Origin of the sequence: Neobacillus sp. PS2-9 (assembly GCF_030915525.1) — a bacterium.
In the GTDB taxonomy this organism is placed as follows: Bacteria; Bacillota; Bacilli; order Bacillales; family Cytobacillaceae; genus Neobacillus.
The window spans coordinates 2,686,245-2,711,420 of the sequence record NZ_CP133269.1; the positions used below are offsets into that span (position 1 = coordinate 2,686,245).

25 protein-coding genes and 1 pseudogene are annotated in these 25,176 nt (G+C 36.8%); 8 read left to right on the top strand and 18 right to left on the bottom strand.

The window, feature by feature from the left end:
* The first annotated feature begins 3 nt into the window (after positions 1-3).
* Positions 4-711 (top strand): hypothetical protein, encoded by a 708-nt coding sequence (locus RCG25_RS13570; protein ID WP_308079349.1) that lies wholly within the window; start codon positions 4-6, stop codon positions 709-711.
* Between the two features lie 4 nt (positions 712-715).
* Here RCG25_RS13570 and RCG25_RS13575 read toward each other — a convergent pair whose 3' ends face one another.
* Positions 716-1,258, bottom strand: a complete 543-nt coding sequence (locus RCG25_RS13575; RefSeq protein ID WP_308079350.1) for a CBO0543 family protein — start codon at positions 1,256-1,258, stop codon at positions 716-718.
* A gap of 233 nt (positions 1,259-1,491) precedes the next feature.
* On the opposite strand from RCG25_RS13575, the gene RCG25_RS13580 reads away from it, so the two are divergent.
* Complete coding sequence (locus RCG25_RS13580) at positions 1,492-1,785, top strand: hypothetical protein (RefSeq protein WP_308079351.1); 294 nt, start codon at positions 1,492-1,494, stop codon at positions 1,783-1,785.
* Between the two features lie 361 nt (positions 1,786-2,146).
* Here the strand turns inward: RCG25_RS13580 and RCG25_RS13585 are convergent, their stop codons facing one another.
* From RCG25_RS13585 to RCG25_RS13595, 3 genes are all read right to left on the bottom strand, one after another.
* Positions 2,147-2,596, bottom strand: a complete 450-nt coding sequence (locus tag RCG25_RS13585) for a hypothetical protein (RefSeq protein WP_308079352.1) — start codon at positions 2,594-2,596, stop codon at positions 2,147-2,149.
* A gap of 473 nt (positions 2,597-3,069) precedes the next feature.
* Complete coding sequence (locus RCG25_RS13590) at positions 3,070-3,243, bottom strand: hypothetical protein (RefSeq protein WP_308079353.1); 174 nt, start codon at positions 3,241-3,243, stop codon at positions 3,070-3,072.
* Positions 3,244-3,263: 20 nt separating this feature from the next.
* A complete protein-coding gene (locus RCG25_RS13595; protein ID WP_308079355.1) occupies positions 3,264-3,401 on the bottom strand; it encodes a hypothetical protein in 138 nt (45 codons plus the stop codon).
* A gap of 203 nt (positions 3,402-3,604) precedes the next feature.
* Between RCG25_RS13595 and RCG25_RS13600 the strand changes: the two genes are divergently transcribed.
* Together RCG25_RS13600 and RCG25_RS13605 are read left to right on the top strand one after the other, a co-directional pair.
* Positions 3,605-4,102 (top strand): helix-turn-helix domain-containing protein, encoded by a 498-nt coding sequence (locus RCG25_RS13600; protein ID WP_308079356.1) that lies wholly within the window; start codon positions 3,605-3,607, stop codon positions 4,100-4,102.
* Between the two features lie 139 nt (positions 4,103-4,241).
* Positions 4,242-4,691 carry a GNAT family N-acetyltransferase gene (locus RCG25_RS13605; RefSeq protein WP_308079357.1) on the top strand — a complete coding sequence of 150 codons (450 nt, stop codon included), beginning with the start codon at positions 4,242-4,244 and terminating at the stop codon, positions 4,689-4,691.
* An 87-nt stretch (positions 4,692-4,778) separates the two neighbouring features.
* On the opposite strand, the gene RCG25_RS13610 is transcribed toward RCG25_RS13605, so the two are convergent.
* From RCG25_RS13610 to RCG25_RS13635, 6 genes are all read right to left on the bottom strand, one after another.
* Positions 4,779-5,456, bottom strand: a complete 678-nt coding sequence (locus tag RCG25_RS13610; RefSeq protein ID WP_308079358.1) for a hypothetical protein — start codon at positions 5,454-5,456, stop codon at positions 4,779-4,781.
* Between the two features lie 97 nt (positions 5,457-5,553).
* Positions 5,554-6,792, bottom strand: a complete 1,239-nt coding sequence (sstT, locus tag RCG25_RS13615; RefSeq protein WP_308079359.1) for a serine/threonine transporter SstT — start codon at positions 6,790-6,792, stop codon at positions 5,554-5,556.
* 336 nt (positions 6,793-7,128) lie between these two features.
* Positions 7,129-7,488, bottom strand: coding sequence for a hypothetical protein (locus RCG25_RS13620; protein WP_308079360.1), 360 nt, complete (start codon positions 7,486-7,488; stop codon positions 7,129-7,131).
* A gap of 109 nt (positions 7,489-7,597) precedes the next feature.
* Positions 7,598-8,359: a hypothetical protein gene (locus RCG25_RS13625; RefSeq protein WP_308079361.1), complete on the bottom strand. Its 762-nt coding sequence runs from the start codon at positions 8,357-8,359 to the stop codon at positions 7,598-7,600.
* Between the two features lie 33 nt (positions 8,360-8,392).
* Positions 8,393-8,986, bottom strand: a complete 594-nt coding sequence (locus tag RCG25_RS13630) for a hypothetical protein (RefSeq protein WP_308079362.1) — start codon at positions 8,984-8,986, stop codon at positions 8,393-8,395.
* A gap of 402 nt (positions 8,987-9,388) precedes the next feature.
* Positions 9,389-10,351, bottom strand: a complete 963-nt coding sequence (locus tag RCG25_RS13635; protein WP_308079363.1) for a S8 family peptidase — start codon at positions 10,349-10,351, stop codon at positions 9,389-9,391.
* Between the two features lie 400 nt (positions 10,352-10,751).
* On the opposite strand from RCG25_RS13635, the gene RCG25_RS13640 reads away from it, so the two are divergent.
* The gene (locus tag RCG25_RS13640; protein WP_308079364.1) at positions 10,752-10,937 is read left to right on the top strand and encodes a hypothetical protein; all 186 of its coding nucleotides are present in this window, start codon (positions 10,752-10,754) and stop codon (positions 10,935-10,937) included.
* A 483-nt stretch (positions 10,938-11,420) separates the two neighbouring features.
* Here the strand turns inward: RCG25_RS13640 and RCG25_RS13645 are convergent, their stop codons facing one another.
* The 5 genes from RCG25_RS13645 to RCG25_RS13665 all read right to left on the bottom strand — a co-directional run bounded on the left by RCG25_RS13645 (position 11,421) and on the right by RCG25_RS13665 (position 17,787).
* Positions 11,421-12,074, bottom strand: a complete 654-nt coding sequence (locus tag RCG25_RS13645; protein ID WP_308079365.1) for a vWA domain-containing protein — start codon at positions 12,072-12,074, stop codon at positions 11,421-11,423.
* Between the two features lie 78 nt (positions 12,075-12,152).
* On the bottom strand, positions 12,153-13,154 hold the full coding sequence (locus tag RCG25_RS13650) for a macro domain-containing protein (protein WP_308079366.1): 1,002 nt from the start codon (positions 13,152-13,154) through the stop codon (positions 12,153-12,155).
* Between the two features lie 799 nt (positions 13,155-13,953).
* Positions 13,954-15,201, bottom strand: a complete 1,248-nt coding sequence (locus RCG25_RS13655) for an L-lactate MFS transporter (protein WP_308079367.1) — start codon at positions 15,199-15,201, stop codon at positions 13,954-13,956.
* A gap of 148 nt (positions 15,202-15,349) precedes the next feature.
* Positions 15,350-16,129 (bottom strand): LytR/AlgR family response regulator transcription factor, encoded by a 780-nt coding sequence (locus tag RCG25_RS13660; protein WP_308079368.1) that lies wholly within the window; start codon positions 16,127-16,129, stop codon positions 15,350-15,352.
* Positions 16,126-17,787, bottom strand: coding sequence for a sensor histidine kinase (locus RCG25_RS13665; protein ID WP_308079369.1), 1,662 nt, complete (start codon positions 17,785-17,787; stop codon positions 16,126-16,128). Before RCG25_RS13665 ends, RCG25_RS13660 begins: the two co-directional genes overlap by 4 nt.
* Before the next feature lie 421 nt (positions 17,788-18,208).
* On the opposite strand from RCG25_RS13665, the gene ppsA reads away from it, so the two are divergent.
* Positions 18,209-20,809 (top strand): phosphoenolpyruvate synthase, encoded by a 2,601-nt coding sequence (gene ppsA / locus RCG25_RS13670; protein WP_308079371.1) that lies wholly within the window; start codon positions 18,209-18,211, stop codon positions 20,807-20,809.
* 102 nt (positions 20,810-20,911) lie between these two features.
* Here the strand turns inward: ppsA and RCG25_RS13675 are convergent, their stop codons facing one another.
* Entirely contained in the window at positions 20,912-21,637 is a 726-nt protein-coding gene (locus RCG25_RS13675; protein ID WP_308079372.1) for a YwaF family protein, read from the bottom strand.
* Positions 21,638-21,788: 151 nt separating this feature from the next.
* Between RCG25_RS13675 and RCG25_RS13680 the strand changes: the two genes are divergently transcribed.
* A complete protein-coding gene (locus RCG25_RS13680; protein WP_308079373.1) occupies positions 21,789-22,010 on the top strand; it encodes a hypothetical protein in 222 nt (73 codons plus the stop codon).
* Between the two features lie 159 nt (positions 22,011-22,169).
* Here the strand turns inward: RCG25_RS13680 and RCG25_RS13685 are convergent, their stop codons facing one another.
* Complete coding sequence (locus RCG25_RS13685; RefSeq protein WP_308079374.1) at positions 22,170-22,715, bottom strand: cupin domain-containing protein; 546 nt, start codon at positions 22,713-22,715, stop codon at positions 22,170-22,172.
* A 139-nt stretch (positions 22,716-22,854) separates the two neighbouring features.
* Between RCG25_RS13685 and RCG25_RS13690 the strand changes: the two are divergent.
* A pseudogene (locus tag RCG25_RS13690) lies at positions 22,855-23,477 on the top strand (LysE family translocator).
* 64 nt (positions 23,478-23,541) lie between these two features.
* Here the strand turns inward: RCG25_RS13690 and RCG25_RS13695 are convergent.
* Positions 23,542-24,783 (bottom strand): Bcr/CflA family multidrug efflux MFS transporter, encoded by a 1,242-nt coding sequence (locus RCG25_RS13695; RefSeq protein ID WP_308079375.1) that lies wholly within the window; start codon positions 24,781-24,783, stop codon positions 23,542-23,544.
* Positions 24,784-25,176 lie beyond the last annotated feature (393 nt).

The following is a 25,176-nucleotide window of genomic DNA, read 5'->3' on the forward strand; positions in this document are numbered from 1 at the left end:
AATTTGCGGAAATTAAAAAGTCTCTTTCTTATAGTTATTATTTTCTTAGTTGGCTGCGGAACGAGTCAACATACCGTAATTGATTGGGCAGATTTTGTGAAGTTGGATGGAACTATGTATGATGGAATTTATTCAGGTGTCTTATCAGATGAAAAGTACATTGGTGAAAAACTTGGAGAGGTAAAATTCAGAGTTGCAGACAATGTTTCAGACCCGGAATATAAAGTAAAAGACGGAGATGCTGCCTTTCATGAAAAAGGAACAGACATTTATAAAGTTCAAGCGTATCCCCATGTAATAGCTGTGAAATCATCACGTGCCATCCATAAATACCAACTATATTACTCAAGAGAACACACAAAAAACAAATGGAACTATAAAGATCTGCCGTTTGAAAAAGTAAATAAAATCGAAATCTATCAAGCCGCTACCTTAGAAGAAAACAAACAAATAACGGAAATAAACACTCCTGACAAGGTTTCCCGCTTCTTAGAGATACTAAGAAATAGTCAAGACTCCCCCAACTTCGAGCCAAACACAGAAAATGGAGATCCTACTTACTATAAAATGGTCTTCTACACAGGAGAACCAATAGCCTACATGTTTGATCTAATGTATGACGGCAAAACCTACTACTGGTACCCATCCGAACCAGCAACCCTATCAAATGACATGCAAACCTTTATTGGGGACAGTCCCCCGGCGCAGTAACGCATTAACGCTCTGGGGGACTGTCCCCCACAAAGAGCAACCTTTCAACAAACCATTTGTTCACTATTCCTAAGAGGATATAGATGAGAAACGAATAGAAATATTCCCAATTTAATGGTTTGTAGATTTCCATCCATGTAAAAACTGGTTCCGCTACAAAAGTCGCACCCGCTGCCAATATGGTCTGGGCAATTAAAAAATCCTTCCACTTTTTAAAATACTGATAAACAATCATATATGTAATAGGCATCACGGTTAAATCAATCGGATTTAATCGTGCACTGATAGGAATCAATTGATATTGATAAATCCATAACGTAAAATGGGATCCAATATCATCGAATAAAATGGAATAAAGAGAGATGACGGTGCCATATAGCAAAATTTCATTGATTCTTTTTTTGTCCGCGAGCTTCCACCATAGGACCCATGGCAAAATGGAAAGACCAAGTAATAACCACCACTGGTATGTGAAAACCACATCATGTAACCAATAATCATTTCTCTTCTCCGCTATTTTTCTAGTTAATTTAATCAATTCTTCCATTGGCTCGTCCTTTCGTCATTCGAAACATTTTTTTCTATCATAATGGTTAAGAATGACAATTTGAACCTTTAATGAACAAAATTGTAATAAGGTCGTAGCATGTTACTGCTTTGGTACTATAAAAAAAATCACTTAAATAAACTATGGTTTAAATTTTCCTAACAGGTAAAATGATAGTAACAAAGGATCTAAATACTTTTGAAACCCTAATTAGGAAAAGAAAGAGGAAAAGCATGTTCCTACACTTTTTATTGCATCTTGTTGAGGAATTATTCATTAGTTCAGGAAGCGGCATCGTATTAAATACTCAAAAAATCGATAAGAATATTGAGCTATTAAAGGGACAAGCGTGGTTTAAACAACTATACGAGGATGAGCGGTATCATCGGTTATTCTTCGTTAATCGACGTGTGAGAAAGTATTTGCAAAGTACAATTGTTGTAAAAAAAATCATTAGCAACCCTAAAGCACATCAGAAGTTTTTGTTATTTTTGGATAAGGAGGTTGAACGTTCACGCCAAACCTAAGTAATATTTATATGCATAAAAACACTCTCTTGTGAAAGGTGGCCCTACATCCTGCCTGTTTTTAGGAACATAGAGGGATTCTATGTGACCGGCGACCTTGTTTCCAACCTGTTTTAGGAACGTAGAGAGCTTCTATGTGACCGGCGACCTTGTTTCCTCCTTGTTTTGGGAACCTAGACGGCTCCTACGTGACCGACAGCCTTGTTTCCTCCCTGTTTTGGGAACGTAGACTGCTCCTCCCTGTTATTATGCAATCATTTACAACCATTTTGGTAATCCATAATGATATTCATTGTTCATTTACAGAAATATATTAGCTTTATTCATCTAATATAAGTAAGAGGCCCTTCTTAAAATAAATTTAAAAGGGTAAATCCTCATCATCGATATTTACCCAATGACTTCTTTGAATAAATTTTGTTGTACTTCTTTCATCATATTTATCTTCCATTTCTTCTCTAGTAATTCCAAACGGTACTCCATTTTCTGTAAAACCGGCAACAAAATAAAACATATCATCCTCGAAATCTTCCAGTTGCTCTTTTTCACGTTTTCTCTGTTCTTTTTGTTTTTGTCTTGCCTCAATTGATTGTTTAACCTGTTCTTTATAGGACTTTTTAAATTTATAGCCAAGCATTTCAAGCTCTACTATGGCACATAGCAGGTCAACTCCAAACCAATTGCTGTAACCTTTTGCCAGGTTTTTTCCGTTGTATTGTTCTGCCCATTTCTTTGCATTTTGTAGACGGCTGCTTCGGGTATATCGTTTCCGCCTTGGCGTATTATTAGTGTTATGTTTATTTTTAGCCAAAATACTTCCTCATCTCTAATGAAATAAATCTCAATACAGTTTACATAATAAAATTATAGTATAGGATAATTTCTACCTATCAAACTTCTATTGAAAATATATTGGAAAACCTAAAGTAATCCATCTAATTGTCGATTTGATAAGGTGGATTATTTCACTTAATTTACTCTTGTTCAAAAAATGAAAATTGAACTTGAGAGGTGATTTTAAGTGGCAATTAGTGTTGTGGAATTTGTATAGTAGTCTGAGGGGGGAATTCTAGACATAATTATTTATTTCGTTGCAAAGCTTTATGCATATTCCTCAGAATCGTTTGCAATATAAAATTACATATTTCTTCTAAATCATATACAGCTGACTCAGACCATCTCAACTCAACCATTTTGATATTTTCTCCTTGACCTCATTATGTGAAACAGCATTTCCATCATTAAGATCCTGAAGTCCCTTTTCAACTTTTGCGATAACCTCTCTTACAAAAACTGTTCTTTTGCCTTTGAGTTATCTTCTTTTTTGTTTTCTTCCTGCTTATCCGTATCTTCCTTTACAGTGATATCCTTTGTATATTGTCCGCAGGCTGCTAACATAAAAAATAAAATAACAGAAAGGAATGGCCCACTATCTTCAAATAGTGAGCTTCCTTCCATCCTTTACTTTCTCTCTCATATTATTGATTTTTAATAGGAGTGACCACAGAAAATAAACTTTCAGTTGGATCGGATACATTACATTCAAGAATCTTGTACCCATGATCCTCTTCTTTGTACTCGCTTTTAGTTGAAACTATTAATTGATTACGTTCCATTTTTCTTTCTTCCCTTCCTAACAATCTCACAGAAGTTACTATATGATGAATATTAAAAAGTGTGCATTTTTTTAAAAAATTAGGTCACTCACCTGTAAACAGACTTTAACTTAATGTCACACTCCTGTTCTTTTCCTGAAAAAAATTAATGATATGATATTTTGAGAATGCTCCTAAAGAATGAAAAAAAGAGAGTGGAAACTATGTTAAACGTAAAAGAAGCTGCTGAACATTTAACCTCAGCTGGCATAGCCGCAAGTGACGATGAAGTAATGAAGTGGATTGAGGAAGGAAGAATTAAGGCCGAAATAGCCCACAGAAGAAAGACTACCTACAAAATTAACGTTAAAGATCTTACTGAATTTATTATTCAAAAGCTTGCCGCTCAGCTTACAACTCAAGTAGAACAGTCACAACGTGAAAACCGCAACCTTACCGAGCAATTAGACTATTTAAAAACCCGAATACATATTGAACAATCAAAGGTACGCACCTTAAAAAAATTGCTAAACGAACAGATTGAATTCAACAAGCCAAGTACTTTTCCCTATGATGAATTGTTGGGATTGAAAAAACACGACTCGAACAGCCATACTCTTAAAAAAGAATTTAAGAAACTGCTGAAAGCTCTCCATCCAGACCGGGGCGGGGATGAAAGGCTTTTTAAAGTGTTCAATGAACATTACGAGAACCTTAAGTAATCAAGTCAATCAAATGATCACAGAGACTTTATATCACTGTAAAATAAAATTAGAAAACAAAAAGGGCAAATGAATATTATTGCATCTAATTTGTGGTAATTTAATGGGGAAATAAAAATTATTAAAAAGGGGAACAAAAATGGAACTTCAAACACAAAGACTAAAAATAGTCCCTTGCACTGATGAATCAATATCAAATTATGCAACAAAAGAATTTAAAATTGGTAGCCATATAAATAATTACTTGGAGAAACTAAAAGATGATTCTTCCCTAATATGTTGGGGTGTTTGGCTTGTTATCAATAAAGAAAATAACAAGATCATTGGTGATATTGGATTTAAAGGCAAACCAGACTCAGAAAACACTGTAGAAGTAGGTTATGGAATTGTTCCCGAAGCACAGAACAAGGGATTTGCAACAGAAGCAGTAAATGAAATTATAAAGTGGGCGTTTTCATCAGGTAATGTTAAAAAAATAGTTGCTGAATGTTTAATAGATAATGTTTCATCAATTAAAGTATTAGAAAAATTAAATATGAAAAGAATCGGAATTAAGGAAAATATGTTGCAATGGCAAATGATTAAGTAATTGTATTAATTGTTTTTAGAAGGACGTGGAATTGAATCACGTCCTTTTAATAACTTTGATAACATTCTAAATCCTTCTCCAGCTTTACTACTCTATGTTGCTATCAATGAACACAAATTTAGTTGTATCTTTATCCGTACTAAAATTCTCAGCACGATCACTACCTATTACTTGCAAGTCAAAGCCTGAAGATACTCTTTGAGGGATTGCATAATCTACTTTTTGAAGATTCCGATCCTTAAGAAGGTAATAATTTCCTTCTACTAATCTTTCTTCATTCCACCCAGATGAAACGATTAATTTATATTCAGATTTTCTATTATTAAAAAAGTCTTTTTGATTTAATAGATCGAGTGCTGTAAAAAATCGATTGGCATCCACCATTTTATCATATTGTAGCCATTCGCTTACCGTATTTTTGCTAATGTGGATTTGATTTTCTTCCTTTAATTCACAAGAAAAACAGTTACTATAATGAAAAACTTTAAATGTATCATCATCTTTATCAACTAAATCAAATCTAACTGAGTAAATACGGTTATTCTTATCAAGAATTAATTGGAAATCCTCAATTTTCGCGTTTTCATTTGAAACCTTTAATTCTTCTTTAAATAACCTCCAACTTTCTTTACTATTTACTTTATGAAAGTCAGTCTGTTTATATAAAGGGACTTTTTTTACGTAATTCTCTTTAAAATAATAAATAGTTGAAATTATTGCTAATACTATAATCGCACCACTAAGTGCCCTTCTCTTGATCTTCAAATGCTCATCCCCCTTTTTCTCATTTTACCATAAATGTTCTCTTCTTGAACGCAAAAAAAAATGACGTGTACCAATTCACACGTCATTTTTCACTTCATTATGAAGCTTTTTGAATACGAATGTTCTTTCCTTCTTTACGTTGCTTTCTAAATTCAGCTGCTGCTGTAAAAAGAACGTCTGTTGAAGAGTTAAGGGCCGTTTCAAACGAATCCTGTAAAACTCCAATAATAAATCCTACACCAACGACCTGCATCGCAACATCGCCTGGAATTCCGAATAAGCTACATGCAAGTGGGATCAACAATAAGGAACCACCAGCAACACCTGAAGCACCGCAAGCACATACAGCAGACAGAACACTTAGAATGATCGCTGTAGGAATGTCCACATGAATGCCAAGTGTATGCACGGCTGCAAGCGTTAAAACAGAAATAGTAACAGCTGCCCCAGCCATATTGATTGTTGCACCCAGCGGAATCGATACAGAATACGTATCCTTATCCAGATTTAAATTTTCACATAATTTCATATTCACAGGAATATTAGAAGCAGAGCTTCTAGTAAAGAATGCTGTAATGCCACTTTCCTTTAAACACTTAAACACAAGTGGATATGGGTTTTGTCGAATATTTACGAACACAATAATTGGATTCACCACTAGAGCAACTAGGAGCATACAGCCAATTAAAACAGCAAGCAATTTCCCATAGCTCAGTAATGAATCGATTCCATTTGTTGTGATAGAATCAAATACTAGACCCATGATACCTAGTGGCGCAAAACGAATCACCCATGTAACCAATTTAGAAACGGCATCTGACAAATTAGCAATCATTGTTTTTGTCGTATCAGCAGCATTTTTTAAAGCCAAACCAAGAAGGACCGCCCATGCTAAAATACCAATATAGTTTGCGTTAAAGACCGCTTTTACTGGGTTATCTACTATGTTAAGTAGTAAAGTTTTAAGAACTTCCACTACACCGCCAGGAGCCGTTACACCCTCCGCACCCTTTCCGAGAGTTAAGCTTACTGGGAACATAAAGCTAACTACAACCGCAATGAATCCAGCTAAAAAAGTGCCTAAAAGATAAAGAACGATGATGGATTTCATATTGGTTTTATGACCACTCTTATGCTGTGCAATTGCCGACATAACCAAGAAAAGAACCAATACAGGCGCTATTGCCTTCAAAGCACCAACAAATAATGAACCAAAAATGACCACTGGTTTTGCTGCATCTGGAATCGATACGGCCAGGATGATCCCAATAATCAAACCAACAATAATTTGTTTGACTAGACTAAGCTGATTCCATTTTCTCCATAAACCTTTCAAAGATAGTCCCCCCTAGTAGTGTAAGATAATTTCAACAATTCTGGTTAATTTAGAGGTGCTGTCAAGAGTCTCCATTCCTAGCAAACTAGTAAATGGATAACTTCTTTCACCTCAACATCTTAACCATTAAATAATAAATAGTATTATATAGAATATTTAGATATATTACAATAGTATCATTACTATTGTAAACAAAACTATTTTCACAAAAAATAAAGCCCTAGTAACCACTAGAGCTCACACGGTTTAATTTTCGATTCGCTTTTCAACATTAAACAATCGCTTGTCCATTTCTGTTAAGCTGTTATTTATATAATCCACTTCGAAATCTGTTTTCTATTTAGTCATCTTCAAAATTCCTACTACGTCCTCAGCTTGGGCAGTTCCAATTTTATTAACAGTTTCCTTGATCTCTCGGGTATCAGTTTTCACTTCCACCATATCCGTTTGTAATACTTTCATATCTGTTTGTAATTCTTTTATATCCGTTTGTAATACTTTCAAATCTGTTTGTAGTTCTTTTATATCCGTTTTTACTAATTTCATATCTGTTTGTAGTTCTTTTATATCCGTTTTTACTAATTTCATATCTGTTTGTAGTTCTTTTATACCTGTTTGTACTTCTTTCATATTCGTTTGTAGATCTTTCATATCCGTTTGGAATTCTTTTAAGATTTCTAGAATCTGTTTCTCCATTCCGCTCACCATCCATTCTTTTATTATAATGTATTTTGCAATTGAATTGTACTTAATTACCTGTATGAACTAGTTGTACGGGAAATAATTTTTCGATAAAAATAGAGGGTTATTTCAGAGTGGAGTGTTTACCTGAGGATGCATTGGCTTGCTCTTTAAAGATGATCTTTTCTATTTGCAGCATAACTGAAAGGACATGAATAAAAGCTTCATGTAAGGTAGATGTTTCTAAATACTTTTCATAATGATGATGGATGCAGCTGGCCATTGCTTCTCTTGCTTGGTAGTCAAAATGGTAAAAGTCAACGATTGGGAAAAATAATCCGCCACCTAATGGAAGTAATGTTCCCGCTATGAACTCCCCTCTTTTTACTGGTACTGCGCTCGGGTCATATACGACAACATCCATTGTTTCTTCCTCCAGAATGTCAATCGCAACAAACGCACGATCATTATATTTATGGCCGACATAATAGAACTTAGGAACCGCACGATTGCATTCTTTTAACCAAGAAGTAATGAAGGGCTTGTTTCTCAACATATGGTTCTTTTGTGCAATATAATCATCCATACATCTTAACTTAGGCTTACGCGTCGATTGATATAATATGTCCCACCAAAAGAGATTGTCCAGTAATCCTTGGCGTTTTTCTTTACTAGGTTGAAGGTCATCTACCAATTCCTTCAGAAGTGAAAGGTTCTCATCATGGTAATACTCATCAATCGCATAAATCATAAAGTCTCGAATATATTCATTTACCATTACCTCCCTTAAATCTTCCGAAACAGGATAATCTGTTCGAAATGTTTTTGCCTTCAAATCTGATTGGACAAGTTCAAGCACATTTTTAACGTTTTTTTTTAGTTTCATTTTCTTCATCATTCCTTTCATAAGTTGTTGTAATTATTTATTTTTAGATTGCTCTAGTTTACTCACCTTTCTCTTTACGCTCGCAACCTCATTGAAAAGCAATTCAATATCAGCATTCACATCTGATTTAAATGTGCTCATATCTTTACGGAAATGAGTTGAATTTTCTGTTAATAATGTAGTAGAATGCTTAATAATAGTTATAATTTCAGATTGACCTGCTCTTAATTCTTTTATGTCATTTCTCATTTCTCCTTGACCTGTCTCCAATTTCCCAACCTGATTAGATAATTCTTTTTGTCCACTTTTTAAGTCATTTTGCACAATTGTAAACTCAGCTTGCCTCCTTGTTAATTCCATTTGACCATTTTTTAATTCTTGGTTACCCTTTCTCAATTCCTTTTGGTCAACCTTTAATTCCTCATAATTCCTTGATAGTACCTTTTGGTCGGTGCTTAATTCTGCGTAATTCTTTGTTAATACATTTTGACCTTTTTTTAATTCTTCTTGTCCTGTTTTAAGATGAACGATTCGATAAAGAACATCCATTTGGTTCTTCTCCAGATTTTGAATAGAACTACTATTGTTTTCCAACTCTGAAAGAATTTTATCTAATTTTTCTTCCATAACCAAAACCTCCAATATTAATTTAAAATAAACTAAATAAACTGTCTTACCTCTCTTATTTGACAGTATACTCCGTATAAAGATAATGACAAAATGCCCTTTCTATATTTATAAAAAAGTTATTCATTGTATCTAACCATGAAGGAAAACAATAATTAATGAAGGGTAAGTTATGATTTACTAGACAGGAAATAAACGGGTAAATTCAATTTAAGATGGTAAAAGAAACGTGGGTATTTGCGTTAGTGTTGCAAGGAAAATTTTAATGATAAATAACAAACCTATAATATCATTAATGTAATTTGAATGCTGAAAGCAAAACTAGATTTCACAAAAGTGTAATAATTATATAAAAAACAGTGCCAAAGAAAACCCTCGGCACTGTTTTATTTAATATTATTATTAAACCTTCATCACTTCAATTACTTGCTTTCTATCGAAAACACCCGCTAAATAATCCGCGGTCGTTAGATACACCATTCCATTCCCCTCTATCTTTGGAGAATTACCTAGTGGAACCGTTCTCTTAATTAATTGCGCGTATAGTTCAGTCTCTGTTAACTCTCTCTCAAACGATTCGAACGTAAGTGCCTTTAAGAGGGCTAAAGCACCAGATACATGTGGTGTGGCCATCGACGTTCCACTGAGCTTTGCGTATTTTCCTTTTAAATAAGTAGAAAGAATATTTTCACCAGGAGCCACGAGATCCACTTCATTATTCGAATTAGTAAAATCAGAAATTTGTCTCTCTAAATTAATAGCCCCTACACTAATGACTTCATTATATGATCCAGGATACCCAAATTCATCGGTTGAATCCTGCCCATCGCCTTCATTGCCGGCCGCACATACAACAAGGATATTATTTTCGACCGCCTTTTGAATCGCTTCATGCAATTCAGGAACATCTTCAGGACCGCCAAGGCTCATGGAAATTATATCAACCTTTTGTTCTATGGCATAATAGATCCCATTTATGATCCATTCATATTGGCCAGAGCCGTTTCTATCAAGGACTTTGACAATTAATAGATTGGCCTCAGGAGCTACACCAATAACCCCTTTTTGATTGATCGTCGCTGCCATCGTACCAGCCACATGGGTGCCATGACCATTGTAATCCCGATACACCTCTTTAATGCCTTTGTCATCCCTCGTGAAATTTCTTCCGCCAATAACTCGTTCCTTCAAGTCGGGATGAGTCATATCACAGCCGGTATCAAGTATAGCAATTGTGACTCCCTTACCCTTTGTCTTCTCCCAAACTTTCGGGGCCTGTATCATATCTACCCCTTTTGGCACCTCGGTTACTTCTTCAACCTCTGCAATCACTTGGTACGGAATCAAGCGTACGTGTCGCTCCATTATTTTCCCTCCTGACAGATTTATTGAAGCCAACCCATGATGTTATTAATAGTTTAACAATTCAGAATCTATTAATATTGATTCTTTTGGCATATTTTTCTATTAAACCACTCCTTTCCTTGTTGGGAAAAAAATCATCCTACCACCTTTTATTTAGGAGAATAATAGAAGAAGGGATAGCTTATAATAGAAATAATTTTCTACAAATCGTAAGAACAGCTTTTGATTTACCGTCTTATTTTGTCCGAAAAAGAAATAAATTTACTTTTCCTAATAAAATTTGCAGATTCATGTAGATAAGTTTTATAACTTGATTGCAGGAAAAAACCTACTCGTTATAAAAATAGTAAAGCAGGCGGAACAGACGTCTAACGAATAAGTTGAAAGGTGGTCATGATCCTTGGCAACGGATTTATCCCTGCAACAAATCGTCGAAGGTCTACCGAAATCTTTGTTATATGCATCTGATAGGGATTTGGAAGGATTCCAAAAAATTATTGAAGAAACAATAAGATTAAGAGAAGGTCATAAAAACCTGCAAAAAATGGTTAAAAACTTCTCAACCACTGCGATTCAGAGGACTTAAAACATACTGACTAAAACTATTTTGAAGGTGCAATCACCTTCTTTTCTTTTTTTGGAGGGTGTTTTTCTCAAATCTCAGACTAGTTTCGTTTGAATTAACCAACCTATCAGATGTTGATCCAGGTTTGCACAGAGTTGCCCCTGATTGAAAGACATTTTTCATCTCAATCTATCTCTTTTTGTCCTTCATTCTCCCGATGAAAGACATTTTTCATCTCAATCTATCCCTTTTTGTCCTTCATCCACCCGATGAAAGACATTTTTCATCTGAATCTATCTCTTTTTGTCCTTCATCCAACCCTAAATCATAGAACTTGTCAAAAGTTGCCTCAGGTCCAGACCGAGTTGAACTTAAATTCATTAACCTTGTCAAAAGTTCTATTTATATTAAAAAATTAAGTAAAGAGTGCAATAACTTTTAACGAAATGAGCTTTAAAAAACGCAAATAAGGAAGCACTCTTCATGCTTCCTTAAAATCTAAAACTATTCTTTCCTCATACGACGACTATAATCCCTCTCAATGCCTTCCTTCCAGTTCCGTTCAATCTTTTTCCCACTGCGAATATTACTTACTGCTTCATTTACTGCTTCGTAATTTAATTGCGTTCCAACCTCGTCCGCGTGGTAATCAACGGCGAATTCCTCCTCGATTCCAAATCTAGCAGCCGTTGTCACCGCATCAATATTAGCTCCAAGGAACAAGAACTCCCAGCCATACTTCTCCTTTTGATGCTGAACCATTTTTTTGATTTTATCAGCAGTAAATTCATGGCTGGCATTTTCCATCCCATCCGTTGTAATCACGAATAGGACCTTTTCAGCTCGTTCCTCTTCATTCGTTTTCTTTTGGACATTCACAATTTTTTGAATCGTAAACCCAATGGCATCTAGTAAAGCAGTCGTGCCCCCTACTTCATAATCCTCTTCGGTAATGGGAGATATGCCTTTTACATTGATTCGATCGTGTAATAGGTCGTAATGTTGATTGAATAATGCGGTAGTAACAATGGCTTCCCCCTCCGCTTTCTTCTGCTTTGAAAGCATGGCATTATAACCACCAATGGTATCCGCCTCAAGTCCCGCCATAGAGCCACTCTTATCTAAAATAAACACCAATTCAGTTACATTCTTTTTCATAAATTATCATCCTCCGTTCGTTGATATAAAAAGGATAACAATTTTTCCAAAAAAAAAGGTCGCTTCGAAAGCGACATTTCAGGCACCGAGTAACGGTTGATCAAAAGCGAATAACGCTTCATTGATTTCATAGATATTGTAGTTAGCCTGCTGGATAAAGTACTCGATAATGACATCAAATTTACTGCTTCGTGACAATGTAAAACCAGCAGCAGACAGCAGTTCCATCGTTTCCTCAAAACACAATTCAAGTGCAATGGCTAACGCAACGGCCGTTTTCTTTTTTGGAGTATAATCAACGCCATTCCGGATTTTAGAAAATAATCTCCGGTCAATATTGGCCCGTTTATACGTCTCCACATCCGTCATGCCTTTTTCATCTATATATCGTAACAATCTTTCAGAAAAAGACTCATCGAGTTGATCCAACATATTTACTAAGGAATACTCTGCTTCCTTAAATATCTCGTTTTGAAGGGGTTCATCCTCAAACAATTCTTCTAACACATATGGTTCTTGCCTATTTCGATTAAAAGTGATACTGGCTTCATCAACATAATTCTCATCGATATATTCATCAATCGATTGAAATAATTTCTTGCTAATTCCAAACGAACTTTTGTCAAAAACAACCAGGTAAACAAACATATCATGCTGTAATAGGAAGGAACTAATGGTGGAAATAGCAATTTGCAATGCCTCTTCCTTTGGATAGCCATAAATTCCAGTTGAAATCAACGGAAAGGCAATCGATTCACATTGATAGTTTTTTGCTAGTTCCAAAGAGTTAGAGTAGGATTCCTGTAACAGGGATGACTCTTGATTCGTACCACCCTGCCAAATCGGTCCTGGAGTGTGAATGATGTATTTTGCATCCAGCTTAAATCCATCAGTAATCACAGCCTCTCCCACCTTGCAGCTACCGATTTGATTGCATGCCTCCTGCAGCTCACTGGAACCTGCCGCACGAAAAATAGCCCCACATACACCGCCACCCTTTTGAAGCGATGTATTCGCAGCATTCACAATCGCATCTACCTTCATCTTCGTAATATCGTTACGAACAATTTCTAATGGCATAATTTTTCCCTTCCCCAAGTTTATCGTTTAATTCTTATGTCTATTATATCAAATTACTAATAGGGAATAGACTTCCAGAACTAACTGATTTTTTACGTCCACGGGCACTAGTCCCTCCGACTTGTTACCATTCAACGAATTTTTTCTCGTACACGGGAGCTAGTCCCTCCGACTTGTTACCGTTCTACGGAGTTTTCACTCTCCACGGGCACTAGTCCCTCCGACTTGTTACCATTCAACGGAGGTTTCACTCTCCACGGGCACTAGTCCCTCCGACTTGTTACCGTTCAACGGATTTTTTCTCGTACACGGGCACTAGTCCCCCCGACTTGTTACCGTTCAACGGATTTTTCACTTTCCACGGGCACTAGTCCCTCCGGCTAGTTACCGTTCTACGAATTTTTTCTCGTACACGGGCACTAGTCTCCTCGACTAGTTACCGTTCTACGAGGCTTTCACCCTCCACAGGCACTAGCCCCTCTGACTAGTTACCGTTCATCAAATTATTCATCCTTCAAAGGCACTAGACTAGCCCCTCCGAAAAAATCAATTTTGTTAGCTAATCATGGTTTTGGCAAACTAAATCACAATTGCATTTACAATGAACAAAAAGTATTGTCACTTTAAAGAATTTCTATGTTAATTTGCTAGAAAAATCATAGGAAAATCCTTAATATCACAACAAATAAAGGCGTGAATTCGTATACGAATTCACGCCTCAAACTAATTGTGATTTACTTTTTTGCACCACGTATTGGAAACCGTTAAAACATGCCAGCCTCCTTTTTATAGCACTCTATTAACTTGCCCGTGTCTCAGGTGAAAGGCTACGAACCTTCCCATGATTCCTTTTTTCCTTCGGTTTCTTATTACCAAAGTCCGGTGCTTTGATCGTCATTGCGATGAGTAATGAGACAATGCTCAATACGGCAATAAGCTTAAAGGTAGGAATGAAACCACCTAAGGCAGAGGCAATAAATGATCCAGAAATGGCTCCAATTCCGAAGCCCTGATAAATGATTCCGTAGTTTTTGCTCTGATTTTTCAAGCCAAAGAAATCGGCTACAATAGCTGGGAAGATAGTAATATTTCCGCCAAAACAGAAAGCAATCCCGGCTACACAGGTAAAGAACAAGACATAATTAAGTTGGACAAAGCTTAGAACTGTCACGGCTGCTGCGGTTACAAGAAGTGCACCTGATACCACCCTTAAACGGCCCACTTTATCTGATAATGCCCCGAGAATGATGCGTCCGCTTGTATTAAAGATGGCAACTAATGCCACAGCATTACTTGCTGTTTCAATATCAAGTCCTACCAATCTAACACCGATATCCTTAACAATCCCTATCAAGAATAAACCACTCATGCACGCTGTGAAAAATATGACAAATAATAGATAAGCTTGCTTTGTTTTTAGCATTTCTTTAACAGTGAAATCTTTTTGGCTGCTACCATCAACGGCTTGCGACTCCTGCCTTATTTTTGCTTCCCTTACAAGGAATGAACCACCGACAACCATAATCATGACGATTAATCCCCAGTAAAAGAAGGCATGGGACACACCAACTGATTGGATAAGTGAACCGTTAATGAATTTGAATAACAAACTTCCCGTACCGTACGCACCAACAGAAATTCCAGAAATAAGTCCTTTTCTCTCAGGAAACCACTTAATTAAGTTTGATAAGGAGGTGATATAAGCAGTACCGTCTGCTGCTCCAACTACCACACCAACTAAAATATAAAGCATCCACAAAGACGAAACCTGAGAACTAAGAATTAATCCTGCCCCCAACACAAGACCTGCACAACCAATTAAACGTCGAAGCCCCCATTTATCCTGTAGCTTCCCGGCAAACAATGTAGAGAATGCCAATGCGAAGCTGGTGATTGAAAAAATAATAGCAACAGAATTTAACTTCCAATGAAAGAGTTCGACTAACGGCTGGTTAAAAAGACTCCAAGTATAGATGGTACCTAATCCCATCTGTACAATTATAGTTCCTAACACAATTAGCCATCGACGATCTGTAGTTGATTTCATTGCGATCTCCTCTTTTCTTCCTTATAAAAAATGATAATGTTTAACATCAGAATCTTATTTGATCTTGTTTACATCATCATCATAGCACCGAAAAAAAAGAAGAAACCGTTTTCAGAACGAGATGCCTATTATTCGGAATGAATGGCTGTTAAAGATGCATAATTTGTCGAAACGCTTTCACTTTGCTTCTGCTTACAGGTATTTCCTCTGATTGGTCCTTCAGACGCAGCAGGTAGGTTTGATTAAACCATGGGACAATTTCACGGATTTTGGTCAAGTTGACCGTATATGAACGGTGGCAACGAAAGAAAAGATCCTCTGGTAAAAGGGAATCAAATTCCGTTATGCTCATCGGCATGGTGTACTCCTCCTGTTGGGTATACACCAATGTAACTTTTTCACTAGCTATCGCGTAATAAATATCATTCACATCTGTGACGATAATTTTATCGTTCTTTTTCAAATTGATTCGACTAGTCGTCTTCGTTGAGATTTTTCTTTGTTGTCCTTGAGATTTCGGATGCGATTCAAGTTTTCTGTTTAGGAGAGTTGTTTCGGCTTGATCTCGTTTAAAGGCAGATTCAAGCCGGTTTAACATTGCGGCAATCCTCTTCTCGTCATAGGGCTTTAGGATGTAATCAAAGGCTTCAAGTTCAAAGGCTTGTGCTGCATGCTCTTTGTAGGCAGTAGTAAAGACAATATAAGGCCTTTTTGTAAATTTACTTATGGTACTCGCTAACAACATGCCATTTAGAGACGGAATATTAATATCCAAAAAGATCACATCTGTTTCATGTTCCTGCAAAAATTTTAAAACATCTAAGCCATCATCAAAGAAATGGGTCACTTTAATTTCGCTATAGGATTCAACTAAATACTCCAGTTCTTCACGTGCTGGTATTTCATCTTCCACAATAATCGCTCTCATAGGTTCTCCTTTACCATATCAAAAAAAACTTCTGTTCCAGGTGACAGCCGGTGGATGACCAGTCCATGCCCATAGATGAGTTTCACTCGCTGGTGAACATTATACAAGCCGATTTTGTTGGCCGGTACATCATCATGCAGCAACTGTTGAATGACATCTTCACTTATTCCAGCTCCCGTATCCTTCACACTAATTCTTATTTTATTTCCCAAATCCTTAACTGAAATGGTTACCACTCCTGGGCCTTTTATCGTTAAGATTCCATGGATAATGGCATTTTCCACTAAAGGCTGGATGAGCAGGCTCGGTATGTGGACATCCACATCGTCAATATCGTATTCCACCGTTAATCTGCTGCCGAACCTTGCCCTCTCTATCTGCACATAATCACGGACTTGCTCTAATTCTTTATGAATATCAATCAATTCATCACTAACTTCTAAATTGTAACGCATATAGCCAGATAGATTGATAATCAATTCACGCGCCTTTTCTGGATTTTTGCGTGTGGTGGAAGCAATCGCATTGAGTGCATTAAATAAAAAGTGCGGATTAATCTTCGTTTGGAGTGCCTTCAGTTCAGCCTTGTTGGCAGCTTCTTTTATCTGCTCAATGCGCGATACCTCCATAAGAGTGGAAATGATTTGTGAAAGTCCGATGGCCATAGTTTGCAGCGAATGGGTCATTTTATAGGCTTTTCGATAATATATTTTAAGGGTTCCTGTCACCTCTCCATGTTCCTCAAAAGGAACGATTAAAAGGGAGTGAATTTGGGGAGTATGGTGATCCGCGACTTGATTGCGAATTATGAACTTCCCACTGTGAATCGCCTCTTTTGTTAAATCACTTATGATTTCCTGACCGATTTCATATCGTTCTTCTCCAAAGCCAACATAAGCGAGCACATTATGGGTATCTGTAATCGCAACTGCGTCGGCCTTTATATCATTTTTTATAATACGACAAATCTTCTTAAGGGAATCCGTGTTAATAGACCGAAAGTAAGGCAGTGTCTTATTGGCAATATCCAGGGCTAACTTTGCCTGTCTCGCAGCAATCATTTCCTTTTCACCTTCAACGCTCATCACTAGCAATACAATAAGCCCAATGTTAACCTCTCCTGCAATCATAGGGAAGGCGATTTTTGAGACGATGTCCAAACCTAGTTCAAATGGATTCGCCATCGCAAGAATCAGCACCATAGTCAACATTTCAGATAACATTCCGGCTGCTATTCCATAAATCCAGCGCAATGACCTCTTCACTCTTCGGTTAATATAACCTGAAACAATCCCCGCTAAAATGCTCGTAATGAGACATGGGATTGAAGTGGGTCCACCAATATCAATTAAATATCGGTGTACTCCTGAAACAATCCCGGTAATGATTCCTACCCAAGGTCCAAACAAGATCCCACCCGAAACAACAGCGATAATCCTCACATTCACAAGTGACCCTTCCACATTAATCCCTGAATAGGTACCAAATATGGCAAATAAACAAAACACAAGTGTAATGACAACCCGCTCTGTAGGTGAATGGCGGTCTTTTTGAAGCGATTCCTTAAACCTCGGGATTCGTATCATAAAGAACAGGCAAATCAAAAGCAGGGCAGCCCGTTCAAATAAATGGATCAGCATTTCTAATGTTGTATTCATCTAAAGTTCCTCTCTATATTTCTAAAAACACTTCTATTTTGGAGATATCTATTTATTATTTCCACTTATCTGCTTGAAATTTATGTACCATGAAGAATCTAATAAAAGGATGAAAACTGAGACATTTTTTAACATACAAATATATGACGCTTCTAAAAACTCACCAAAATACAAAACAGTGGGGAACGAATGCTCCCCACTGTTTAATACGTTATTTAACTGGTTTTTTCATTAATGGTTTTGAAAATTTCAATGATTGATTTTCGTTAACAAATTTGGCCCCGAGGCATCAGTTGATGATTTTTGTACTCTTCCTATATTAATTATAACATATAAAAAACAGTCAAAATAGACTATTTATTCCCATTTACTACTGCTAAAATGCAATAGAACTTTAATGTGATTTGTTGGAGGGATATGGATGGGTTCATTGGCTCTCGGCTTTCAGGAAATAGAAAAAACACAGCTTTTGCTTGTTGGCGGAAAAGGGTTAAATTTAGGGAAATTATCAAAAATTCAAGGAATACACGTACCAGAAGGATTTTGCGTTACAACTGCGGGATATCAAAAAGCCATCGAACACAACGAAACGTTTCAAGCATTGTTAAATCAACTAACCATGTTGAAAGTAGAGGATCGTGATCAAATTGGTGAAATCAGCAGGAAGATTCGGCAAATGATTATGGAAGCTGAAATTCCGTCTGATGTTGTGAAATCAGTTGCTGACTATCTCTCCAAGTATGGCGATGAACATGCTTATGCTGTGCGTTCTAGTGCAACTGCTGAAGATTTACCATATGCCTCTTTTGCTGGTCAACAAGACACCTATTTAAATATCATCGGAAAAGAAGCCATCTTGCAGCATATCAGAAAATGTTGGGCTTCTTTATATACGGATCGTGCTGTGATTTATCGCATGCAAAACGGATTTGATCATCGCAAGGTAAATATATCCGTTATCGTTCAAAGGATGGTTTTTCCACAAGCATCAGGGATTTTATTTACCGCTGATCCGATTACCTCTAACCGAAAGTTGCTATCAATCGATGCCAGTTTTGGGCTTGGAGAAGCACTGGTCTCTGGCTTGGTATCTGCCGATTGTTACAAAGTACAGGAACAGAAAATTGTCGATAAGATGATAGCCACAAAAAAATTGGCTATCTATGCACGAAAAGAAGGCGGAACAGCGACCGTGCCGATCGAGCCTGATCAGCAAAAGTCCCAAACACTTACTGATGAACAAATTTTACAATTGGCACACATCGGAAGACAGATTGAAGCCTATTTTGGTTGCCCTCAAGATATCGAATGGTGTTTGGTTGACGAGACATTTTATATTGTACAGAGTCGTCCTATCACGACTCTTTTCCCTATCCCTGAAGCGAATGATCATGAAAACCATGTCTATGTATCTGTCGGCCATCAACAAATGATGACAGACCCCATGAAACCATTGGGATTGTCATTTTTCTTGTTAACAACTCCTGCACCAATGCGTAAAGCTGGTGGAAGGTTGTTTGTTGATGTCACAGGACAACTCGCTTCAACTGTTAGTCGAAACAATCTATTAACCGTTATGGGGCAACACGAACCGCTCATTAAAGACGCTCTCATGACCGTAGTCGAGCGAGGAGATTTTATAAAAACGTTGCCAGACGATAAACAAGCACCAAGTCCTAATAGAAACAATCCAGATATGATGACACAATTCGATAATGATCCGTCCATCGTAACGGATTTAATCAAGACTAGTCAAACATCCGTAGAAGAGTTAAAACAAAACATTCAAACGAAATCAGGTTCACAAGTTTTTGAATTTATTTTAGAAGATCTTAAGGAATTAAAGAAGATTTTATTTAACCCACAAAGTTCGGCTATCATTAGGGTAGCGATGAATGCTTCATTATGGATCAATGAAAAAATGAACGAGTGGTTAGGTGAAAAAAACGCAGCAGACACACTTTCTCAATCGGTACCAAACAATATTACTTCAGAAATGGGTCTAGCGTTAATGGATGTCGCAGATGTGATTCGTCCTTATCCAGAAGTCATTGATTATTTACAAGATGTAAAAGATGAAAACTTTTTGGAGAAAATCGTGAAGTTTGAAGGTGGAGAAAAAGTGCGAGATGCACTAATCACTTTTCTCGATAAATATGGAATGAGATGTGCCGGAGAAATTGATATTACGAGAACCCGTTGGTGCGAGAAACCAATTACACTAATCCCCGTGATTCTTGTTAATATCAAAAACTTTGAGCCGAATGCCAGCCGCCGGAAATTTGAAGAAGGCCTGCAGGAAGCCTTGAAAAGAGAACAAGAGTTATTAAATCGCTTGAAGCAATTGCCGGATGGGAAACAAAAAGCCAAAGAGACACAACGAATGATTAGCATCATTCGGAATTTCAGCGGGTTTAGGGAATATCCAAAATACGGCATGATCAATCGCTACTTTGTTTATAAGCAGGCATTACTGAAAGAAGCCGAAAAACTCGTACAAGAGTGCGTTATTCATGAAAAAGAAGATATATATTATCTCACTTTTGAAGAACTTGGCGAAGTCGTACGCACAAATAAACTAGATTATCAGATCATCAGCAAACGAAAAGACGAGTACAAATTATATGAAAAACTAACTCCCCCTCGTGTGATTACGTCCGATGGTGAAATCATTGCAGGTGAATACAAACGAGAAAATCTCCCAGCCGAAGCAATTATAGGTCTTCCTGTTTCTTCCGGAGTGATAGAGGGTCGCGCGCGTGTCATCTTAAACATGGAAGATGCTGATCTAGAAGATGGAGATATATTAGTCACCCCCTTCACTGACCCTAGCTGGACACCATTGTTTGTATCCATTAAAGGCTTAGTCACCGAAGTTGGCGGACTGATGACCCATGGAGCAGTTATCGCACGTGAATATGGCCTACCTGCGGTTGTTGGAGTGGAAAATGCGACTAAACTGATAAAAGACGGGCAACGAATTCGAGTGCATGGAACAGAAGGGTTTATCGAAATATTGTAAAAAGGAAAGTGAAAACTAAATATAAGAAAAGGCTCAGTATAGTGAACTGAGCCTTTTCATTTCGGGTTTTATAGTCTCCATCCTTTTATTGAATGTGTCAGCTTAACCCGCTTCCTTCACCTTTTTGTTTTTCTTTTCTACCCTTATTAAAATTTCCATTGGTATATAGGTAATCCCAAATACAATCAGTGCAGCAATCTCTAGATTTATATAATACATAATCCCAGTTCCAAATAATGTGAGAATGGTTTCTGATTCTGTTGGAGCAGCCAGGTAGAAAAAGTTCGTGTCAATCAGCTTATTCAAGATAAATATGGGAACGGCAATAATATTAGCGGTTACATAACTAAACAAGATAGCTTTCCTTGGAACCCTGTAACCTTCATATAGGATAAAATACAATGCGGCTAACGGAAGAATGGAATGGTGAAGGAAATACTCGATATAGCGAAAATGTGGGAATGTGTAGACCATTTCTGGTGTAACCATTGCTAAAAATGGAGGAAGTGTACCGAAAAAATATAACAAATAAAACATTTTATGATTCTTTTTCAAAAATAAATACATTGCTAAAAAGGTACTAAGTGAACACAGCTGTAAGGGAAGATCACTCACATCCCATTGATCGGTTAAAATTAGCCATAGATGCGAGGAAATCTCACAGGCTGGTAAAAGAAGAAACAGTGTCCATTTAATAATCTGCTGATACATCTTACGTTTGTTTCTGAAATACACTAAAACACCACAGGCTACAAAGAATGCCACTAATGTCCAGATATGAACAGAAGAAAATAACTCAAATCCCTGCATTCCTGTCACAGAAAACATGATGTTGTCACCACCTCTCGCTGTTCAGTGAAATGCTGTTATTTTAAGTGTATTCACCAATAGAAAAAAATGGCACGAATTTAATTCGTATCTAAGAAAGGTAACGTAAGTTTCATTCTTAGCATATAATCATGATGGGTGGGTGATTGATATGGAGAATAAAGTAGAACAAGCATTTAAAATCAATTTTTTGAAAATCGGCACAATGACCAATACTGGAGCTTTACAAATTGGTGTGGGGGCTGGTAAAAAAAAACGAGGTCCTTCAGCCGGTTATACTACCATTGGAGAGAGCCTAGTGCAAGTTACAGCACCCACAGCACCTGCTGTTCCCTTGCAAGCACCAGTTCGTGATTCAGTAAAAGGTTTGTAATTTTGATAAGAGAAGCGGATTGATTTAACGGGTCCGTTACCTTTCGAAAACATAATAAACAGTAAAATAAAAAATGACCAACAAATTAGCTGGTCATTTTTATTTGATTTAAAGCTGTTTTTTTAGTGAATTTCCCCTGTTGTACGTTCAACAAGGATTTTAAAAAGCCGGTGGAGTGGCCGAAAAAAGGATTGATGCTTTTTCATTAAAATGATTTTCCCATTTATGTTTCATATGTGCGGGTATCTTTACACTATCCCCAGGCTCTAATATGTATTGTTCATCCTCTAAATACACCTTTAGTTTTCCTTCCAGTACAAAAGCAACCTCTTCTCCCTTGTGTGCCAGAAGTTTCTCAGATGAAACTGAATTCGGAGGAAGATTCATAATTGCGGTTGCCAGCGATCCTGAAAAATCAGGTGACAATAATTCATATGAAAGTCCATCTACAATCATTTTTTTTCGCTCATTTGACCTTACAACTAAATCAGCTGTATTTGCCTCTTCTAATAAAAAACTAAAAGTAGGAACATCAAGCGCCTTAGCTAAAACCTTTAGAGTTTGAATGGAAGGATTGGCTAACCCTCTTTCAATTTGACTTAACATGGATGGTGTTATTTCAGCTATCGTGGCTAGTTCTCTATTGCTCAAACCTTTGGCTTTTCTGTATTTCTCCACTTTTTTACCAATATCTATATTTTCCATTGTGCTCCTCTTGTTAAATATCATTAAATTTTATTAAATAAAAATTAACAACCATTCGTAAATATGTTAAATTATATTTAACTTAATAAAATTATATTTTACCAATTTGTATTTTACAAGTCAGGAAGGAGTGGAGAAAATGAATGACTTCTTTACGTTTTTAATCCTTTCATTATTTGTTATCATGAGTCCAGGAATCGATACAGCACTTATAACAAAGAGGACAATTTCAGATGGAAGAACAGATGGTTATAAAATGGCTTTAGGTATTACAGCTGGCTCTTTGGTACATACCTTTGCTGCTGCCTTTGGCCTTTCTGCTATATTAATGCAGTCTGCCGTTGCGTTTGAAATTGTGAAATATGCGGGTGCCATTTACTTGATCTACCTCGGATTATCTTCTTTCATCTCTAGGAAAAAGAAGAAAGCTGTTGGTGATGCAACCCTTCCCCCTTCTGACTTGAAAAAATCTGCTTTTAAACAAGGACTCTTTTCAAATGTACTCAATCCCAAGGTGCCATGTTCTTCTTAACCTTTTTACCCCAATTTGTTCAACCGGGAGCTGCAGTTACAAAACAACTGATTATTATGGGTGTTATATACACATTCCTATCCATCACTTGGTTCTTTGTATATGTCTTTTTCATTAACTATTTGCGCGAATGGCTTATGTCTCCGAAAGTGCAAAGGATTATGGATAAAACAACAGGACTTATCTTAATTGGATTTGGATTAAAATTGGCTTTAGGTAAACAACAATAAGTAACTTGATACAAAAAAACGCTAAACTCAAATAAAAATGAGTTTAGCGTTTTTTGATTTATTATTATTTTTGTTTAGATAACTTAATAGATGTTTTAGTAGTTTTTACCGCCTGTATCCCACCTTTTCGTACTAACCCAAAATAGGATAGGAATGCCAGAAAACTAGCGCAGAAGATGATGACACCCATTGGAATGCCTGTATTCGGCCCTGCTATTCCCACAAGAGGAGCTGATATGGAACCAAGGACAAAAGGTAAAACTCCTAATAAGGCAGAGGCACTACCCGCAATATGGCCTTGCGTTTCAATCGCTAAAGCAAAACACGTAGTTCCAATAATACTGATAGATCCTACAAAAAAGAAAATCGGAATGGCGACAGCGAGAAGCGGTGCTTTTAAATACAGAGCGATTAATAATGAAGCACCCGCTAAGTTAGAAATCGCTAACCCTATCTTTAAGAAAGTCCGCTCCGGAATGATGTCTGCCAAACGGCCAACCAACTGACTTCCAATAATTAGAGCTAATCCATTTACTCCAAATAAAAAACTAAATTGTTGGGGTGTGACTCCATAAATATTTTGATAGACAAACGGAATCCCAGATACATAGGCAAAGATTCCAGCAGTAGTAAAACCTTGAGTTAGTGCGTATCCTAAGAATGTTCGATCTCTGAATAATGAACCAAAGTTCTTCAGAATTTGTGGTAAATTGCTAGGAACACGATTTTCTACTGGCAGAGTTTCTTCTAATTTTAATGAAACAGTGAAAAGCAACACCGCACCTAAACAAGCCAAAGCAACAAAAACCCCATGCCAATTGGTAAAAGCAAGAATTCCCCCACCAGCAATGGGTGCAACGATTGGTCCGAGGTTCCCCACTAACACCATCATCGTAAAAAACTTGGTCAGTTCCCTTCCACTAAAAAGATCTCTGACAATCGCTCTTGAAATCACAAGTCCACCTGCTGCAGCAAAGCCCTGGACTAGACGGGATATAATAAGGAAATAGATATTTGGTGCAATCGCACATGTCAGCGATGCAAGTAGATACAAGATGATAAAGAAGATCAAAGGTTTTCGACGGCCTTTCACATCACTCATGGGACCAATGATCAATTGCCCCAAACCAAGACCTAATAAGCATGAAGTTAAACTAATTTGCACCAATGAGGCAGTGGTGTGATAATCTTTTACAATCGTTGGAAAGGACGGCAAATACGTATCAATTGTAAAAGGTCCTAATAGTCCAAGTGATCCTAGAAGTAATGCCAGCTGTATTCGTTTCTTTCCACTCGGTTTATTCAAATTCCATCGCCTTTCTAAAAAAAGTATTTGTATAACCATTTATTTCATTTTATTTCGAGCTGCTAAATAAAAATAATTTTCATTATAACCCATTCTTACTCAATCGTAAATAATGGTGATTGGCTCATTTTTGCTCATTACATATTTAAGGGTAGGCTGTGTTATACCAGAATGCTGATTTCACTGTGTGAAAAATAAACGGAAAAATTCCCCCTAAATTGGGAAATACCTATATTTCCTTAAAAATAAGAGGAGTTTTTCCGTTTATATTATTAAAATGTATGGATTTTGTCCTACTTTAGAGCAGTTAACCGGAATATCTCCGCTTATTTTGGCTTATTAAGCTTCCTCTTTCAACATTAACAGGAAATTCTCCGCCTATGAATTCTCATA